Annotated in this window: 15 protein-coding genes and 1 pseudogene; 13 read left to right on the forward strand and 3 right to left on the reverse strand. The window is 33.6% G+C overall.

Annotated elements, in window-relative coordinates; translation table 11 throughout:
- Positions 1-2 precede the first annotated feature (2 nt).
- A complete protein-coding gene (locus ACFELV_RS04870; RefSeq protein WP_375326996.1) occupies positions 3-1,592 on the reverse strand; it encodes a hypothetical protein in 1,590 nt (529 codons plus the stop codon).
- A gap of 88 nt (positions 1,593-1,680) precedes the next feature.
- Here ACFELV_RS04870 and ACFELV_RS04875 point away from each other — a divergent pair, with 88 nt between their 5' ends.
- From ACFELV_RS04875 to ACFELV_RS04890, 4 genes are all read left to right on the forward strand, one after another.
- Positions 1,681-2,760, forward strand: a complete 1,080-nt coding sequence (locus ACFELV_RS04875) for an IS4 family transposase (protein ID WP_375326208.1) — start codon at positions 1,681-1,683, stop codon at positions 2,758-2,760.
- A gap of 125 nt (positions 2,761-2,885) precedes the next feature.
- Positions 2,886-5,549, forward strand: coding sequence for an alanine--tRNA ligase (gene alaS, locus ACFELV_RS04880; RefSeq protein ID WP_375326997.1), 2,664 nt, complete (start codon positions 2,886-2,888; stop codon positions 5,547-5,549).
- A gap of 636 nt (positions 5,550-6,185) precedes the next feature.
- On the forward strand, positions 6,186-6,650 hold the full coding sequence (gene pal / locus ACFELV_RS04885) for a peptidoglycan-associated lipoprotein Pal (RefSeq protein ID WP_375326998.1): 465 nt from the start codon (positions 6,186-6,188) through the stop codon (positions 6,648-6,650).
- Positions 6,651-7,077: 427 nt separating this feature from the next.
- A complete protein-coding gene (locus tag ACFELV_RS04890) occupies positions 7,078-7,389 on the forward strand; it encodes a hypothetical protein (RefSeq protein WP_375326999.1) in 312 nt (103 codons plus the stop codon).
- Positions 7,390-7,980: 591 nt separating this feature from the next.
- On the opposite strand, the pseudogene ACFELV_RS04895 reads toward ACFELV_RS04890, so the two are convergent.
- Positions 7,981-8,824 (reverse strand): annotated as a pseudogene (locus ACFELV_RS04895) (alpha/beta hydrolase).
- 185 nt (positions 8,825-9,009) lie between these two features.
- Positions 9,010-9,453, reverse strand: coding sequence for a single-stranded DNA-binding protein (gene ssb / locus ACFELV_RS04900; protein WP_375327000.1), 444 nt, complete (start codon positions 9,451-9,453; stop codon positions 9,010-9,012).
- A gap of 104 nt (positions 9,454-9,557) precedes the next feature.
- Between ssb and uvrA the strand changes: the two genes are divergently transcribed.
- From uvrA to fabZ, 9 genes are all read left to right on the forward strand, one after another.
- A complete protein-coding gene (gene uvrA, locus ACFELV_RS04905) occupies positions 9,558-12,419 on the forward strand; it encodes an excinuclease ABC subunit UvrA (RefSeq protein ID WP_375327522.1) in 2,862 nt (953 codons plus the stop codon).
- A gap of 152 nt (positions 12,420-12,571) precedes the next feature.
- Positions 12,572-13,261 (forward strand): 7-cyano-7-deazaguanine synthase QueC, encoded by a 690-nt coding sequence (gene queC / locus ACFELV_RS04910; protein WP_375327001.1) that lies wholly within the window; start codon positions 12,572-12,574, stop codon positions 13,259-13,261.
- A 26-nt stretch (positions 13,262-13,287) separates the two neighbouring features.
- Positions 13,288-13,836, forward strand: coding sequence for a GNAT family N-acetyltransferase (locus tag ACFELV_RS04915; RefSeq protein WP_375327002.1), 549 nt, complete (start codon positions 13,288-13,290; stop codon positions 13,834-13,836).
- A 331-nt stretch (positions 13,837-14,167) separates the two neighbouring features.
- Positions 14,168-14,599, forward strand: a complete 432-nt coding sequence (locus ACFELV_RS04920) for an ApaG domain (protein WP_375327003.1) — start codon at positions 14,168-14,170, stop codon at positions 14,597-14,599.
- A gap of 90 nt (positions 14,600-14,689) precedes the next feature.
- Positions 14,690-16,444 (forward strand): ABC transporter ATP-binding protein, encoded by a 1,755-nt coding sequence (locus tag ACFELV_RS04925; RefSeq protein WP_375327004.1) that lies wholly within the window; start codon positions 14,690-14,692, stop codon positions 16,442-16,444.
- Between the two features lie 41 nt (positions 16,445-16,485).
- The gene (gene lpxD / locus ACFELV_RS04930; protein ID WP_375327005.1) at positions 16,486-17,529 is read left to right on the forward strand and encodes a UDP-3-O-(3-hydroxymyristoyl)glucosamine N-acyltransferase; all 1,044 of its coding nucleotides are present in this window, start codon (positions 16,486-16,488) and stop codon (positions 17,527-17,529) included.
- Between the two features lie 20 nt (positions 17,530-17,549).
- Positions 17,550-17,723: a DUF4160 domain-containing protein gene (locus ACFELV_RS04935; protein ID WP_375327006.1), complete on the forward strand. Its 174-nt coding sequence runs from the start codon at positions 17,550-17,552 to the stop codon at positions 17,721-17,723.
- 95 nt (positions 17,724-17,818) lie between these two features.
- Positions 17,819-18,106: a DUF2442 domain-containing protein gene (locus tag ACFELV_RS04940; RefSeq protein WP_375327007.1), complete on the forward strand. Its 288-nt coding sequence runs from the start codon at positions 17,819-17,821 to the stop codon at positions 18,104-18,106.
- A complete protein-coding gene (gene fabZ, locus ACFELV_RS04945) occupies positions 18,096-18,533 on the forward strand; it encodes a 3-hydroxyacyl-ACP dehydratase FabZ (RefSeq protein ID WP_375327008.1) in 438 nt (145 codons plus the stop codon). The genes ACFELV_RS04940 and fabZ overlap by 11 nt, the downstream gene beginning before the upstream one ends.

Consider the following 18,533-nt stretch of genomic DNA (forward strand, 5'->3'; position numbering starts at 1 on the left):
TTTTATCCTAGCTGTTTAGTAATAATTAAGGATAGAGGGATAACTACCCTATTAGATAAGCTAACTATTTGGTCAGTAAATATTGTTAGGCTAATTTCCATGTTGCCAAATATTTGATTATAATCGGTAATCTGTTGCTTTAGAAGCTTTATAGAGTCGGGTATAGAGCTGTTAACGGTAATAAATTTTAAAAATATTACCGTCTCACTATATTGATTAGGTGACAATAAGGTATTATTTAAATCTAAACGGTTCCATTTCATGCCTTCTAATATTAAATTAGGTGGTAGGTTTCTGACAAAATTTTCTAATAAATCAAAAGGTATGGGTATAGGGATCTGCAACAATGCTTCAACAATATAGAGATCAGCTAAGTTAGTAGCATCTTGTATATATGGATATTTTTGCTTTATATTATAATATTCTTGTTCTACGCTTGAATAATGTAAATTTAAAGTAGCTAATCTTTGATAATTTTCCAAAGTTTTAAATTTGATAATTACTAAGGTAATGACCAACCCCATTATGATAATTATTAATGGCTTAAAAACAAATGCACTAAAAATATTCAGCTTTGATATGATCTTTAAATCTTTATTATATGCTGGATAGTTTTTTTGCTTGTTAAATAACTTCACCAGAATAGGATCCAAAAACTTATCGCTATCAATACGTTGCTTACCTAGTAAAGTATTACTGGCTATTCTTATGACGAGGTGTTCTCCAAATTCAGAATGTGCAAGCAAGGCCTGTAAACTCTCATTAGCTATAATAATTATGCAAACTTTAAGCCTTAAGGCGCTAATGTAATTCTTAGATTCTATCAGGCAATCTTCAACTTCTTGTTCAATTATTCCTTGTAAGTACGAGTCAGATTTATCAGAAGGACAATCAAAGGTTTGTACAGAAATAATATTGTCTTTATGTTTTACAATCAGTGTGATGCCACTACTTTGCAGAAGACATACAAAAATTTGTAAATGTTCAGAATACGCTGTGTTACCAACTTGGTTGAGGATCTTGTCAATAATTGTGTTAAGTTCTAAAATTAAAAAATACATCCCTCTAAATTTAAGATTAGTATTTAATAACACATGATCAAGTAATTTACTTAAAAATGGAGTATAATGGGAAGAGACAATTAAAGTATTCCATACTTCGTTAGGCTTAGTAGTGATATTATAAACATTATAGCCTACTATATTGTCCTTTGACAAATAATCTTCTATAAATTTTTCAACAGGATTAGTTTTTACTATAGATGGTAGCACTGGTACTAAATCATGGCGCAGTAGACATTCAGAATGATTTAATAAGAAACATACATAAAATTTTTTAAATTTCTGAAAAAATTTCTGGTATAACTCTACATTTTCTTGATTTTTTACCGGGATAAATAAACTATCAACAATTTTATTATGGATAAAGGCAAAAAGTAGTACTCCCTTGTCACCTATTAATATAATAATATTTTTCCTGCATAAAAAATAACTTAGTAAAAACTTTAGTATATTTTTTACAAAGTTCTTAATGTATAAAAAATTGAATATTTTCCGCATAGAGATTAACTGTAAATTATCATAGTACCCCACAGATTTTACAGGAGGGTTAAAATAATAAATTGAATAAGTGACTGAGAGTCACTAATCTCCGCTGAGAAACAAGCAACAGGAGGTATTAATGGACTCTCAATCACTATACCAAATATTATACATATTTTTAGATTGGCACCCAGCACGAATTAAAACATTTGCAGAATTAATTTGTGCAGTAGTAAAAGCTAAAACTGTGAGAATCAAAGAATTAGCACTGTATGTCGCTTCTAAAGGCAATTTGCATGCCAAGATTGTTAAAGTTGAGCGTTTGCTTTTAGAACAAAATATGTGCTTTATAAGTTTAGGGAAAATTATTGTTAAATTGCTCTGTCTAACAGGTAAAATTAGCCTTGCCATAGATAGAACCAGCTGGCAATTTGGTATTAAAAATTTGAATTTTTTTGTTGCAACTATCGTTTATGGTAATATTTCAATTCCTATAGCATGGTTGTTACTTGATAAAAAAGGCAACTCTTCTACTAATGAAAGAAAGAAATTGATTGAGCAAATTTTAACAATTATACCTAAGGAAATGATAGAGCTTATCCTTGCCGATCGGGAATTTGTTGGTGAGGAATGGTTGCAATATATGGGTGGAATCCAAAAATTACCTTTTGCTATCAGGCTAAGAAAAAGTGAGAAGGTCAAGCATTTCAACGGTGGCAAGATGAAGTTGAATAAATGTTTTGCCGATATGCAAATGGGTGACACTAAAACTATAGAAAGCAAAATTTACAATGGTATGGCAATTAAAATAACTTGTTTGCAATTAGAAAGAGAGCAACTATTTATTGCTAGTAATGTGCTTATTGGTGAATGTGCTTTGCTAGCATATAAGCAGAGGTGGAGCATTGAGCGACCTTTTCTGTCTCTCAAGTCATCTGGATTTAATATTGAAGATACCCACATTACAGATCAAAAAAAGCTGGAAAAACTATTTGCAATAGTATCTTTATCCTTAGCTATTTGCGTGCTTGCTGGTGACATTAAGAACAAAATTTATCCTATAAAGATCAAAAAACATGGTCGTAAATTATACTCATTATTTACTTACGGATTTGATTGGATAAAAGATTATTTTTATAACTCGTTAAGTGATACCCCTGCTATGTTGTTTTCATTACTACGAAAACACATTATGCATGCCTTTCAACTTCAACAATAAGTGTGGGGTACTATGGTAAATTATATATTATTTAGAAATTTTTAGAGAACAGAACTATAATGCATCAAATCTTTTGGTTATAAAAGACTTGAAAATAAAATATTTTTCTTAAAGGCAGTTGTTAAATGATTAAACTTACCACTGAAGAGGTTAGAAGTAAATTTATAAGTTATTTTGTTGCAAATAACCATCTCCATGTTCCTTCTAGTTCTTTAATACCTCATAATGATCCTAGCTTAATGTTTGTTAATTCTGGCATGGTGCAATTTAAGAATGTTTTTACCGGACAGGAAGTGAGAAATTATACCAAAGCTACTACTAGTCAAAAATCGCTTAGGGCGGGGGGTAAACATAATGACCTAGAAAATGTGGGCTATACAGCAAGACATCATACATTTTTTGAAATGCTAGGCAATTTTTCTTTTGGAGATTATTTTAAAGAAGAAGCAATATATCATGCCTGGACTCTATTGACGCAAGAATTTGCTATAGCGAAAGAAAAGTTATATGTCACTGTTTATCATACTGATGAGGAAGCAGCTGCTTATTGGAAAAAGATTGCTAACTTAAGTGATAGCCGGATTATTAGAATTAAAACCAATGATAATTTTTGGTCTATGGGAGATACGGGGCCTTGTGGCCCATGCTCAGAAGTATTTTATGACCATGGTGATAAGATTCAAGGTGGATTACCTGGCACAAAAGATCAAGATGGGGATCGCTTTATTGAAATATGGAATATGGTATTTATGCAATTTGAGCAATTAGATGCTAATACTCGCATAGACTTACCTAAAAAATCTATTGATACGGGAATGGGGTTAGAACGTATTAGTGCCGTGTTACAAAATGTGCATGATAATTATGATACAGATTTATTTAAAGAAATAATTGCTTACGCCGAAAACATAATCAAAGTAAAGGCGGTAGGCAATGCTCAGTTTTCGTACCGAATTATTGCTGATCATTTACGTGCCTGCGCTTTTTTAATTAGTGATGGTATTATCCCTTCAAATGAAGGGCGAGGATATGTACTAAGACGCATCATGCGTAGAAGTATCAGGCATGCTCATATACTTGGAAGTCGTGAGCCTTTAATGCATAGATTACTGCCGAAGTTAGTAGATCTTATGGGCAATACTTACCCTGAGCTCAAAAGAGCCGAAGATTTCATTAGTAATGTTTTAGAACAAGAAGAATTACGCTTTAAATTAACCTTAGAGCGTGGCTTAAAGTTACTTGATGAGGAACTTGCTTATCTAAAGCCTAATGCTACTTTATTTGGAGAAGTGGCATTTAAATTATATGATACATACGGTTTTCCTATTGACTTAACTGAAGAAATATTAAAGGGCCAGCGGGTCTCGATTGAACTTGAGAGCTTTAATAGTAAGATGCAAGAACAAAAAGAAAGAGCACGAAAGTCATGGAAAGGCTCTAATGAGACCAAAACAGATAAAATTTGGTTTGATATCCAGGCGGTTTTTGGTAGTACAGAATTTTTAGGTTATTCTCTAGATCAGCTAGAAGGTAAAGTCTTGGCTTTAATTCAAGATAATATTGTAGTAAATAGTATAGAAAAAATAAACGAGAAATTCATCCTAATTAGTAACCAAACCCCCTTTTATGGAGAGTCTGGCGGGCAAATGGGAGATATTGGGTTGATACAAACTGCTAATAGTACGATTAGGGTAATTGATACTTTAAAATATATTGGTAGTATAATAGCGCATATCTGTATCTTAGAAAAAGGCACTGGAATTAAAGTGGGAGATAGTGCTGATTTTGCGATTGATACTCAATATCGTCAAAATCTACGGATTCATCATTCTGCAACTCATATATTGCATGCGGTGTTACACCAAATACTAGGCAAGCACGTAACTCAGAAAGGTTCACTGGTAGCTCATGATCGTCTACGTTTTGATATTAGTCATATGAATGGCTTAACTAACGAACAAATTATCCTAATTGAGGATAAAGTAAATCAAATTATTAGAGCTAATTCTAAAGTTATTACTACTTTAATGTCCACTGAGTCAGCGATTAAAGCAGGAGCGATGGCTTTATTTGGAGAGAAATATGATTCTGAAGTAAGAGTAGTATCAATAGGTAATGAACTGATGAGTGACAAAGCTTATTCGCTAGAGCTATGTGGTGGTACTCATGTTGCTAGAACCGGTGATATTGGCATGTTTAAAATTATCCATGAATATGCAATTGCAGCAGGTGTGCGGCGGATAGAAGCCATTTGTGGGGAATTTGTATTAAAATTGATGCGAAATAATGATGCTATTATTGATAATATAACGTCATATTTAAAAACAAATAGACAAGAAGTAGTTGAGAAAGTTAAGGAGCTCATGCAAGGTAGAAAAGAGCTCATGGACCAAGTGATTGCATCACAAGTGTCTCTGCTTGTGCTAGATGAGACACGATTTGCGCAAGACGCTATAGACATTTCAGGAATAAAATTTATTTATAAATTAGTTAAGAATCTTGATAATAAAATATTACGCTTAGCGGCAGAGAAAATGTCTAATAAATTTAAGGATCTAGTCATTGTGTATATAAATAACACGAATAAATTAGCTGTGACTGTAGCCGTTAGTAAAGAAATAACCTATAAAATACACGCCGGTAACTTAGCGAAATCAATTTCTATATTTCTTGGTGGTTCTGGAGGGGGAGGGCAAGCCAACTTAGCCCAAGCTGGTGGGGTAGATACCAGTAAAATAAGCCAATTATCAGCAACAATTCAAGAGTTACTAGTGGAGTTACTAAAGTAGTAGGTTTTGTGAACATTTTTATCTACTGGCTGATTTTTGTTGTTATTTTCGTTCTCGAATCCTCGCGTTAGTGCGCTGCGGTTTTGCAAGTGAAAATGCCTATAAATCTACTCATTACAAAGAAATGTTCACAGCACCTAGTGTGCATCAAAAGTTAACCCCATATCGGCAAATACGATATTTTTACCACATATAGTATTTAGGAGTTTATTCGTAGTATTATTTTAAGCTTTTAAGTATTAAGATGATGATGTATAATGCATGGGTGAAGTGTTTAGCAATTTTTGTTAAACTAGTACTAATACTAGTATGTGTTTTGAAGAATTGGACTTGAAAATAGGTTTCTTCTAAAATACTAGATCTCTTTCAAAACATGCTTCTGCTCAGGAATTTACAAGCAAGGCTCTTCGCTTTAAAACCATAGCGTATTTAAAAAGATGTTAATATGTTAGATTTTGAGCCTAGACAATCAAGCAAATGACGAATAGCAGTAACGTTGCGTAAAGAAGTCTAATAGAGAATAAGCTGAAGCAGTATCTAAGGGGCATTAGCACAGGTCCCTTGATATTTTTCCAAAAAACAATTCTCTAAAGCAACAAGTATAAATCAATTAATTAACCTTAGAAGGAGTTTGTTATGCTACTAAAAAAATCCGCAATAGCTTTTCTAGCGCTATTCTTACTTTCTGGCTGTACTAGCAAAAAACAGAGCACTACTATTGCTGCTGTAGGTCCTAGTACCGAATATACTAAATTATCTGATTTTGAAAAAACTGTGGGTGATAGAGTGCATTTTGATTATAATAAGTCAGAGCTTTCCTCCACTGCTAAGGGACAATTACATAGACAAGCATGTTGGTTAAAAAGGCATAGTAACATAAAAGCTACTATTGAAGGTCATTGTGATTCAAGAGGCACTAGAGAGTATAACTTAGCATTAGGTGAAAGAAGAGCAGAAGCAGTATCACAATATTTGCAAAGTCAGGGTGTAGATAAAAGTAGATTAGATACTATTTCTTATGGTAAAGAAAAACCTGCTGTGATTGGTGATAATGAAGCGGCTTGGGCTCAAAACCGTAGAGCTGTAACTGTTGTTAAATAATAATTACTTAATGGTGATTTAAGTACCTTGCTAATCGAAGGATTGATGAAATATTTTTCAATTTTTTAGTCGGGTTTAATGGGTAAAATTGAAGATTCTACTTCAATTTTACCCTAAGCAATAGTTAATATTCGATTCAAGTAATACCATTTCCGAAAACTAATTATCTACGTTCGTCGTACTGCATGATCTTCTGCTCCTCACGTACTAGTATTTACGCGCGCAGGTAGCCGACACTCGTACTCCTGGTGCTATAATTTAGTTTTCGGAAATGGTATAAGGGGATATAGCTAAAGAGATTGGATTAGTTATTCTTATCCAGTGTTCACAACCTCAGATTCTGTGAACATTTCTATGTAATAAATTAATTATCAAACCCACGTTAAGACGGTTTTCTTGATTAACTAACCTACAAAGTGAGGTCATTATGTTAGGTTTCATCATTGAAGGGCAAGTGACACGTTATAGTGATAATAGGTCTGTCCATCCTGGCGATGCTTTGGCGCCATCCGCTGCTCTTGACCTTTCTCCTAGTAATCACAGCCCAATATTCTTATGGTTGTCTGGTGGAATATTAAGCCTAGCTGCCTTAATTTGTGTGATGAAAGGAATAGATTATGCATTGGGCTGTTATTTCTCCCGCGGTTCCCATCAACCAATAGCTACTGCTGATCATAATATTCCTAATCCACAACCTCTGTTAGGAGATAATCACTTCGTAGGGGATGTTTTCCTTTAATACCATTTCCGAAAACTAATTATTTACGTTTGTCGTACTTCATGATCTTCTGCTCTTCACGTATACGTCTGTCACACTACTGGACAAAAATAGAAAATGGTTAAAAAAACATATTATTTTAAGTACAAAATGTTATTTTTGAGATAATAATTGCTAAAAACGAGCTTTAGCAGATAACAATTTTTGTACTTTTTCAACCATCTTCTATTTTTGTCCAGTAGTGTGATACGTCTGTACGCGGAGGTAGCCGACACTCGTATACTCAATGGATTTCAAGAGTTTGTTTTTTCATTTTATCGGGGTTTCACGTACCTAAGTGTATGTTCCGCGCGCTCACCCCTTAAAATAAAATCCAACTCTTGAAATCCATTGAGTATACTCCTAGTGCTAATTTAGTTATGGGGAATGGTATAATAGGCATCTGTAGAGGTTGTGTTGACAAAATTTTTTAGGTCCTTTTTTGAGCAGGTTTTTACTGAAAATATAGGCAAATTTTTTAAAATAGGTGGACTATTGACTTGCAAAATTCACCTATATTTTCAGTAAAAACCTGCTCAAAAAAGGACCTAAAAAATTTTGTCAACACAACCTCTAGTTCAGTTTACAGGAAAGGTTAGTTTTTAATACAGTTTGCCATATTTCCTCCCACCCTCTATTGTGAGCTATACCAAGAAAAACTTTTGAGTGCACACATGTTGAAGCGCTGGAAGTGACATAAGCCGCAGCAATGCTACTTGGCACTATTGAATCCTTATCTCCTGAAATATGTAGTTGCGGGATATGGTTTATTGCTCGCGCATATTTTATAGGATTTAAAGATTTCTTTAAGGCATATACGTTATGGTAATTACTAAATCTGTCAATATCCAGATTGCCAGCTATGGTGATTATATCTTGAATATTCTTATTGCGCACTGCCAGCAGTACGGCAACGCCTCCTCCCCCGGAGAATCCCACTAAACTAACTGGCTGATTATTACTTATAGCAATTACTGCGGTGTTGATCGAGGTGATCACTTCCTCAGATAATCTTTTATCTGTCCAATAATCTTGGGTACAGTTAGGATTTAATTCCATTGGAGTGTACTGGCAAGGCCTTGCAAGGCCTTGCAAGGTATACTATGTTAGGTCTAGGGTCAAGGGCGGCCAGTTTTAATAACATTGGCTGGGAAGGAGTAGGGTTGCTAGCAACGCTATAATGCCCTGAAGTAATGCTACCATCTCCTTCAATATAAAATACATAGGGTCTATATTTGTCGGTAATGCGTTGATAAGTTGTAAGAACAAAACCTTCGGCTGGAACTAATTTTTTTTCAAAACTATTGAACGATGCTATTTTTTCCGCCTCTTTAATTTTAGATTCTATTGTTTTGGCACAAGAAGCGAAAAGTAAAGAGAGCAGGGATAATAGTAATATATTTAAACCTTTTGCCATTGCTAGCTCCTAATATCGTCTTATACTATTTTCGAAAACTAATTATCTACGTCCGTCGTACTGCATGATCTTCTGCTCCTCACGTAAATTTAAGTAAGCTGCGGTTCTGCGAGTAACAATTACATATAATTCTACAAATACATATAAATCTACTCGTTGCATAGAATATCTTCACAGAACCTAGCTTAAAAAGGTATCTCATCATCTAAATCACTATGGTCGAAATTGTTAACTGCATTTTTTTGAGGTGTCCCCTCTGACATGCTACTGCCGCTTCCCTTAGAGTCTAATAAAATAAACTGCGAATTAAAATTTTGTAATACTATTTCAGTGGTGTATTTTTCTTGCCCTGAATTATCTAACCATTTTCTGGTATGAATACTACCCTCTAAATAAACTTTCGTACCTTTTTTAGCATAATTTTTTATAACGGATACTAATCCCTCATTAAATACTACTACTCTATGCCACTCTGTTTTTTCCTTTTTTTCTCCAGTAGCTCGGTCTTTCCATGTTTCGGAGGTAGCGACACTAAAACTTGCTATTTCTTTACCATCATTGGTGTGTCTAATTTCTGGGTCACGTCCTAAATTACCTATTAGTGTTGCTTTATTTAAACTACTTGCCACAGTTTATTGCTCATTTTTATGAATATAATTATTGCAATAATAATTTAAAACAACCTATAATGCTACAGGTTTTTTAAAAACCTGCCAATAATTTATAGAAAATAATTATGCAAGAATATATTAAAGTTCGTGGTGCTAAAGAACATAATTTAAAAAATGTTAATATTGATATACCGAGGAATAAGTTCGTAGTAATTACTGGACTTAGTGGCTCTGGTAAATCTTCACTCGCTTTTGATACTATTTATGCAGAAGGGCAACGCCGGTATGTTGAAAGCTTATCTTCTTACGCTAGGCAATTTTTACATCTTCAGAGTAAACCTGATGTTGAATCAGTTTCTGGTCTGTCTCCTGCCATAGCTATTGACCAGAAGACGACCTCTAAAAACCCTCGTTCTACAGTGGGGACTATAACTGAAATTTATGATTATTTGAGGTTATTATTTGCCCGCGTAGGAGTACCGTATTCTCCAGCCACAGGTTTACCAATCAAAAATCAGACTGTATCTGAAATGGTAGATGCCATTAAAGAGATGCCTAAAAATACTAAATTATATATCTTAGCACCCATTATCAGAGGGCAAAAAGGAGAATTTAGACGTGAAATTCTTGAGCTAAAAAAGCAAGGTTTTAGCCGGATTATAGTTAATAATGAAATGTATGAGGTAGATAGTCTTCCAAAATTTGATAAAAATAAAAAACATAATATTGAAGTAATAGTTGATAGGGTGACTATCACAGAAGGCTTAGGCAATAGGATTGCTGATAGTTTAGAAATATCTCTTAAGCTAGCAGATGGGATAATTTATGTTCAAATAGTTGATATTCCAGATAATGAGAATACGAAATTTACTAAAGGACAAAGAGTAATTTTTTCTGAAAAATATTCTTGCCCTGTTTCGGGTTTTCAAATTACTGAAATTGAACCAAGAATTTTTTCCTTTAATAGCCCATTTGGTGCCTGCCCTAAATGTGAAGGGATAGGAAAAGAATTGTTTTTTGATAAAGAATTAATTATTCCAGATGAAAAAATTAATATTAAAGAAGGTGCTATAGCTCCTTGGGGGAAAATATCCTCAAAACTATTTTTAGAAACTTTAAAAGCTTTATCTGAACATTATAAGTTTTCACTAGATACCCCATTTGCAAAGTTACCCCAATCAGTACAGGATACATTACTTTATGGCTCAGGTGAAGATATTATAACCTTTCAATATCATGATGGTTCTAAATCTCAAATAATCCAGCAACCTTTTGCTGGAATAATACCTAGCCTGGAAGAAAAGGAAAGTAAGGCAGAGTCTGCTTTAGTAAAAGAGGAATTATTAAAATATAAGTCAGAGCATAAATGTATAGCTTGTAAAGGTTATAGGTTAAAAGAAGAATCCTTATGTATTAAAATTGCCGATATGCATATAGGGGAAGTATCAAGCATGAGTATTTTACAACTGCAAAAATGGTTTAGTAGTTTGAATGCGCAGTTAAACAAGAAACAAATGACTATCGCGGAACGAATATTAAAAGAAATTAAAGAAAGATTACAGTTTCTTATGAATGTAGGGCTTGATTATCTTAATTTAGCCAGAGAATCTGGAACTTTATCAGGTGGGGAAAGTCAGCGTATTCGATTAGCCTCACAGATTGGCTCAGGACTTAGTGGGGTTTTGTATGTACTTGATGAACCATCAATTGGCTTACATCAGCGTGATAATGCCAGATTAATAGAAACTTTAAAAAAGCTTCGAGACCTGGGTAATACCGTGTTAGTTGTGGAGCATGATGAAGAAACTATGTATGAAGCAGATCATATTATAGATGTTGGCCCTGGGGCAGGTATCCATGGGGGAAAGATAATAGCGCAAGGGACAATTGAGGAGATCAAACAAACTGAAGGTAGTATCACAGGAAGATATTTAAGTGGCAAACAATTTATTGCTGTTCCCAAAACTATTCGTACTCCTCTGCATCCTGGAAAAGTAATCAATTTAATTGGCGCGACTTCTAATAACTTAAAAAATGTTAATATTACAGTACCTTTAGGTAGTTTTACGGCTATTACTGGGGTATCTGGGAGCGGTAAATCTAGTTTAATAATTCAAACTTTATATAAAGCAGCTTTAAAATTTTTAGAACCATCTGCTAAAATTTATTCAGGAGAATATCAATCAATTACAGGATTAGAATATATTGATAAAGTAATTGATGTAAATCAGTCCCCCATAGGGCGGACTCCGCGGTCTAATCCTGCAACTTATACCGGTTCTTTTACTCATATTAGAGATTGGTTTGCCGAGCTACCAGTTGCAAAAGCCCGAGGATACAAAGTAGGTAGGTTTTCATTTAATGTCAAAGGCGGGCGTTGTGAATTATGTCAAGGAGACGGTTTAATTAAAATAGAAATGCATTTTTTACCTGATATATATGTAAAATGTGATGTTTGTAATGGGGATAGATATAATAGAGAAACACTTGAAATTAAATATAAAGACAAATCTATTGCTGATGTTTTGATGATGACTGTGGAAGATGCAATGGTCTTTTTTTCTACAGTGCCTCTAATCTATGAAAAACTTGTTACTTTAAACGAGGTAGGGTTAGGTTATATCAAAATTGGTCAATCCGCTACTACTTTATCTGGAGGAGAGGCACAAAGAGTAAAATTAGCCAAAGAATTATCAAAACGTTCAACTGGTAAAACTTTATATATACTTGATGAACCTACCACAGGTTTACATATAGACGATATTAACAAGTTACTTAAAGTGTTACATAAATTAGTGGATATGGGTAATACTGTGTTAGTTATTGAACATAACTTAGATGTGATTAAAACTGCCGATTATATTATAGACGTTGGCCCAGAAGGGGGAGATAAAGGTGGACAAATAGTAGCAGCAGGTGCTCCTGCAGATATCGCTGCTTGTGCTCAGAGTTATACAGGGCAATATTTAAAAAATTATTTATAGTCAATTAATATAAACTATGGACGTCGTTGCTCGTTGCTTTACCATCGTATCTTCTTCAGCTTCGCGCTTCTTCCAGCGTCCCTAATTCACCTTAATTGACTATAATATGAAACTAATGATTGTTATCGAAAGCAGCTTAAATAGGAATTAGCATGAAAAAAGCGGTAGTTTTAGTTAGTGGTGGGGCAGATTCAGCGACAGTATTAGCAATAGTACACAAGCAACATTTTGAGATTCATGCTATAAGTTTTAATTATACTCAACGCCATAATATTGAGTTACAAAAAGCTCAGCAGTTAATTAAAAATTATAATGTTAGGCAGCATAAGATTATAAATATTGATTTAGGTAGTTTTGGGGGGTCAGCTCTTGTTGATCGGGATATAGAAGTACCAAAATACCAAAATGCTAGTGAGTTAAGTATGGACATACCTATAACTTATGTGCCAGCGCGTAATACAATATTTTTAAGTTATGCTCTGGGTTTCGCTGAAATAATAGGAGCTTATGATATTTTTATAGGAGTACATGCAACTGATTATGCAAATTATCCAGATTGTCGCCCGGAATATATAGATATTTTTCAAAAACTTGCTAACCTGGCAACCAAAGCAGGAATGCAAGGTCAAAATATTATAATTCATGCTCCGCTGATCAATATGTCAAAAACCCAAATTATTAAGACTGGTTTAGATTTGAAAGTGGATTATTCTAATACCATTTCTTGTTATGATCCTTCAGAAGCAGGTTTATCTTGTGGTACATGCCATGCATGTTTAATAAGAATTAAAGCTTTTGAAGAAAATAAGGTGAAAGATCCTCTCAGCTATATGAATAATTGATGAAAATTTACTAACTACTTAAATATATGTTTAATCATTCTTTATATTATCAATTTCCTTTGTTAGACCTAGGTGACATTGTACTTAGGGAGTTAACTACTGATGATTCAGGAGAATATCTATGTTATATGATGAAGTCTGAAATGTCTCCTTTTTTAACTGATAATAACATCCCTAAAAACCTTGAACAAGCTATTGAGGAAGTAAAATATTGGGGTAGCTTATTTCGTAATCGCAGAGGTTTTTATTGGGCTATTGCGCTAAAAAGCAATAATAAGCTGATAGGTACTGTAGGCTTTAATAGCGTTTCTACAATACATCTTAAAGCAGAAATAAGCTATGACCTTGACCCGACATATTGGGGGAGAGGGATTATGCTAAAATCTATTAAAAACATTTTGAAATTTATAGAATATGCAGGGATAGTCCGTATTCAAGCAACAGTAGTCAATGATAATATTCGCTCAATAAACCTTCTGGAAAGATGCCACTTTATTAGAGAAGGCTTACTTAAAAAGTATGAAATTGTTCAGTCGGTTCATCGAGATTATTATTTATATGCTAAAGTAAATTAGACAATAATAGCGTTTGTTAATAACACTTTCCTGCACAAGAACCTAGAGAGTACTACCAAAATACAGGAGGATAGGAGGCCTTCCCAACTTATTGTAAGCAATTTACCGATTCTTGCTAGAAACAATAGACTTATTTCGAAACTCTACTGGCGATGGTAATTTGGCCAATGAATCTAGGCTCAAATCCTCACGGTACACTTAAGCATGCTGCGGTTTGAAGCAAGGAGCCTTCTTCAAATTCCCTACCAGAAGCGAGCTCTAAAAGAAGTCTAATATATTAATATTAAGTGGTCTAAAAAATTTGTCACCAACATCTAACTGAGAAAGGGAAATGAATAGTATTTATACAAAAAATAGCAAATCAAATCTTTTATTAACGCAAATCCCAGCAGAGGTAAAAATTACCCCTCAATCTACTTTTGACCTCCTAAATTCTAATATTAAAGATAGTGTATTTGTGTGGTTATATCATATTAAAGTAGATAATTATACTCCTCATAATATTAAACTAGTTAGTGGTCGTTGGGAAATTTTTGATAGATATGGCAAGGCAGAATTGGAAGATAAAGCCTTAATTAATAATCCTTATATTATAAAAGCAGAACAATCATTTGAGGGAACGAATATTATCCGTTTATTTTCAGATTCTGGATTAATTTATGGGAAATATTTTTTTCTAAATCTGCACACTAATGAAGAATTTTCGGTTAATATAGAGCCAGTATCCTTAGATAATATAATACAAGAAAAAAGTTGGAACTAGGTTGGGGTAAGTAAAATTTAAATTTATCTTTGACCGCATAAAGGTAGTCTAATATTATATTGGTAGAAATAAGATGGTGATAGAAATAAGATGGGAAAAAATAATGAGTTACAATTATACTTATATTCTCTAGCCTATAGATACCGGTTATATTTAGGCGGGATCGCAGTGGCAGCGATTTTTGGGGCTTTATTTAAAATTGTCGTTAATTATCAAACCCGAGAGATTATTAATATTATTGCTCAAAATCCCAAGCATGATGTAACATTAACTATTTTATTATTTATATTTTATCAAATAATGCATCACATGGTATATTTTGTTACTAGGCTATTTGATATGAAATATCAACCTCTTATACTTGCGGAGTTAATTGAGAGCATGTATATTAAAACTATGAATCATTCACTCCATTGGTTTGATTCACACTTGTCTGGAGAGATTGCTAATAAAATTACCGATTTTCAGGATAGTATCTTAGGGTTAATCCACAAGTTAATCCAGACTTTAGTACATTTTGCAGTCATTATATTTGGGATAATCTTTTTATGCACAGTCAACAATATAGTAGCAAGCGTCTTAATTGTATTTATTATGATATATGTACCAGTATTATCAATTTTGTTAAAAAAACAAATGCAACTTCAAGGCAGATGTGTTAAAGCTAAACAAGAAGCAGTAGGGATTATCAATGACTCCATTAGTAATATATTTGGTATTAAGATTATTGGCAATGTATGGAGCGAACTGCAACTAAAGCTAGTGCCTGCAATTAATAAATGGAAGAACTGGGATAAAAAAACAAAATATTATGATGCTTATTACGTAGACCTGATAGATACTATTCTAGCGGTAGTGATGGTAGCCACCCAAATATTTTTATTAGTATATTTATATCAAAATGGGCGAATTACTGTAGGGGATTTTGCATTTGTTTCTACCATTACTCTCATGATACATGCAGAAGTAGGATATCTATTAGATAATATTTTATTTTCTATAAATCCTAAACTTGCTGCTATTCAGGTTTCCTACAATTTTATTAATGCTGCAGCCGATATAGTAGATAGTGTCAAGGCTACATTGCTTCCGCGGGTTAAAGGCAATATTACCTATGAAGAAGTAACCCTAAGTTATATGCCAGGGGTTAACATATTTGAAAATCTTTCCCTACGTATCAAAGCAGGAGAGAGGGTAGGGATAGTAGGAAAATCTGGGGCAGGTAAAACGAGCTGGGTCAAATGTTTGTTAAGATATTTTAATTTACAAAAGGGGCGTATTTTAATTGATGGATATGATATCTCCGAAGTAACCCAAGAATCTTTAAGAAACAATATTGCAGTAATACCCCAAGATATTACCATGTTCCACCGTAGTATTCTCGAAAATCTACAGCTTGCTAAATATGATGCTACTTTAGAACAGATTCAAGAAGCCTGTAAAAAAGCTAGAATACATGAGGATATAGAATGTATGCCACAGGGGTATAATTCAGTAGTAGGAGAACGAGGAGTAAAGTTAAGTGGCGGTCAAAGGCAAAGAATTGCTATTGCCAGGGCTATTCTTAAAAATGCTCCTATTCTTATTTTAGATGAAGCCACCTCAGCTTTGGATTCGTCTACAGAACTACTAATTCAAGCCTCGATTAAAACAGTTTTAGAAACTAGCAATTCTACTACCATAGTTATTGCTCATCGTTTATCTACCCTTTTATATATGGACCGAATTTTAGTATTTGAGCACGGTAAGATTATTGAAGAAGGCACTCACTTAGAATTGCTGGCGCGAAATGGAAGTTATAAGAAGCTTTGGGATGCACAAGTTGGTGAGTTTATCGCGCATTAAAAAAGTAAATTTTGTCTACAATTTTATAGGAATAAAGAACCATGAGTAACCCACAATTTTATAGGAAAACTTCTCCTTATAAATTATCTGACATTATCAAATTAGTAGAAAAAGATTTAGTATCATTACCTGCTAACTATGAAGATATATTAATTTATGACATTAAATCTTTAGAAGAGGCAGGAGCTCAGGATATAAGTTTTTTAATTAATAATAAATATCTACCGCAGCTTTACCAAACTAAGGCAGTTTGCTGTATTGTACCAGCTAATATAGCAGTACCTTCCTCGAATAATAGTATAATTTTATTAAAAGCCAAAAACCCACATTTTGTTTATACGACATTAGTTAATTTATTTTATAAGTCGCTCAAACATTATGCAGGTAAAATCATGCCTTCTGCCTATATAGCGCAGACTGCCACTATAGGAGCTAATTGTTATATAGGGCATAACGTGGTGATTGAAGATAATGTGATAATAGGTGATAATGCGGTGATCGAGTCTGGAACTTGTATAGGTTATGGGGTAATAATAGGTGATAGAGCCCTGATATATTCTAATGTGTCAATAAGTTATAGTATAATTGGAGATGATGTTGTAATATTACCCGGGGCAGGGATTGGGCAGGATGGGTTTGGTTTTTCTACCGAAAAAGGGATACATTATAAAATTTTTCATACAGGTATAGTAAAAATAGGCAATAATGTAGAAATAGGCAGTAATACTACGATTGATAGAGGTACTCAAAATGATACTATAATAGAAGATTTATGTAGAATAGATAATTTAGTGCAAATAGGTCATAATGTTGTAGTAGGCAAAGGTTCTATTATTGTTGCGCAAGTAGGAGTCTCCGGAAGTACAAAAATAGGATCCTACTGTGCTCTTGGTGGCCAGGTGGGACTAGCTGGGCACATAATAATAGGAGATAAAGCGCAAGTAGCAGCACAAGCTGGGGTAATGCAAGACGTTGAACCTGGCAGCGTAGTAGGGGGTTCGCCTGCATTGCCAATAAAAGAATGGCTTAGACAAGCAGTAATATTAAAACAGCTAGCACGCAAAAGAGTGAAGAATGAAAATTAATATTTATTATAGAGTAAAATATGCCGAGAATATGCGAATTTTTTGGAATTTTGATTTATATGTATTATGAAGATCATTTTTCTGCACATTTTCATGCTATATATGGGGAGTATGAGGCATTAATTGAGATAAAAACTTGCTGTATTATTAAAGGCTGTCTTCCTCCAAGAGCTTATGGATTAGTTGTAGAATAGGCAATACAACATTCAGAAGAACTCATGATTAATTGGGATAATGCAATATACTGTAAACCCTTGAAAAAAATTGAACCTTTAAAATAAAAGCAGCTATGTTTGATGAATTTAAAATAATAGAATGTAATCCTTTAAAGGGTTATAAATTAGATATAAAATTTGCTGATGGTAAACGAGGTGTTATAGATGTGAGTTATTTAGTGGGTATAGGAGTGTTTAGTTTATGGGAGGATTATGAGGAATTTAAAAAAGTTACAATTGATCCAATAACGAAAACAATTTGTTGGTGTGGAGGAATAGATTTAGATCCTATTAATATTCGAAATAAACTTGCCTTGATAGATACACAGCTGGCACGCAAAAGAGTGAAAAATGAAAATTAATATTGTAGAGATTATGGAGATGTTACCTCATCGCTATCCATTTTTATTAATAGATAGAGTAGAGGAATTAAATCTTAACGAATCAATTGTTGGTATAAAAAACATCACATTTAACGAACCGCAATTTACCGGGCATTTCCCTAATAAGCCTGTAATGCCTGGTGTGCTAATTGTGGAAGCGATGGCTCAGCTTTCTGCCATTTTAATAGCTAAATCAATGGATTCTACTAAAAACAAAGATGTATTCTTTATGTCTATTGAGGACACAAAATTCCGAAAAATTGTTGAGCCTGGAGATACTATGTATATTTATGCTAAAATAGAGCAAAGTAGAGGGTTTGTATGGAAATTTTCCAGTTATGTCAAAGTTAATGAACAAATAGTAGCAGAAGGTAAATTTACTGCAATGGTTAAAGATAGGAATTGA

Source organism: Candidatus Tisiphia endosymbiont of Nemotelus uliginosus (assembly GCF_964264835.1).
Lineage (GTDB): Bacteria > Pseudomonadota > Alphaproteobacteria > Rickettsiales > Rickettsiaceae > Tisiphia.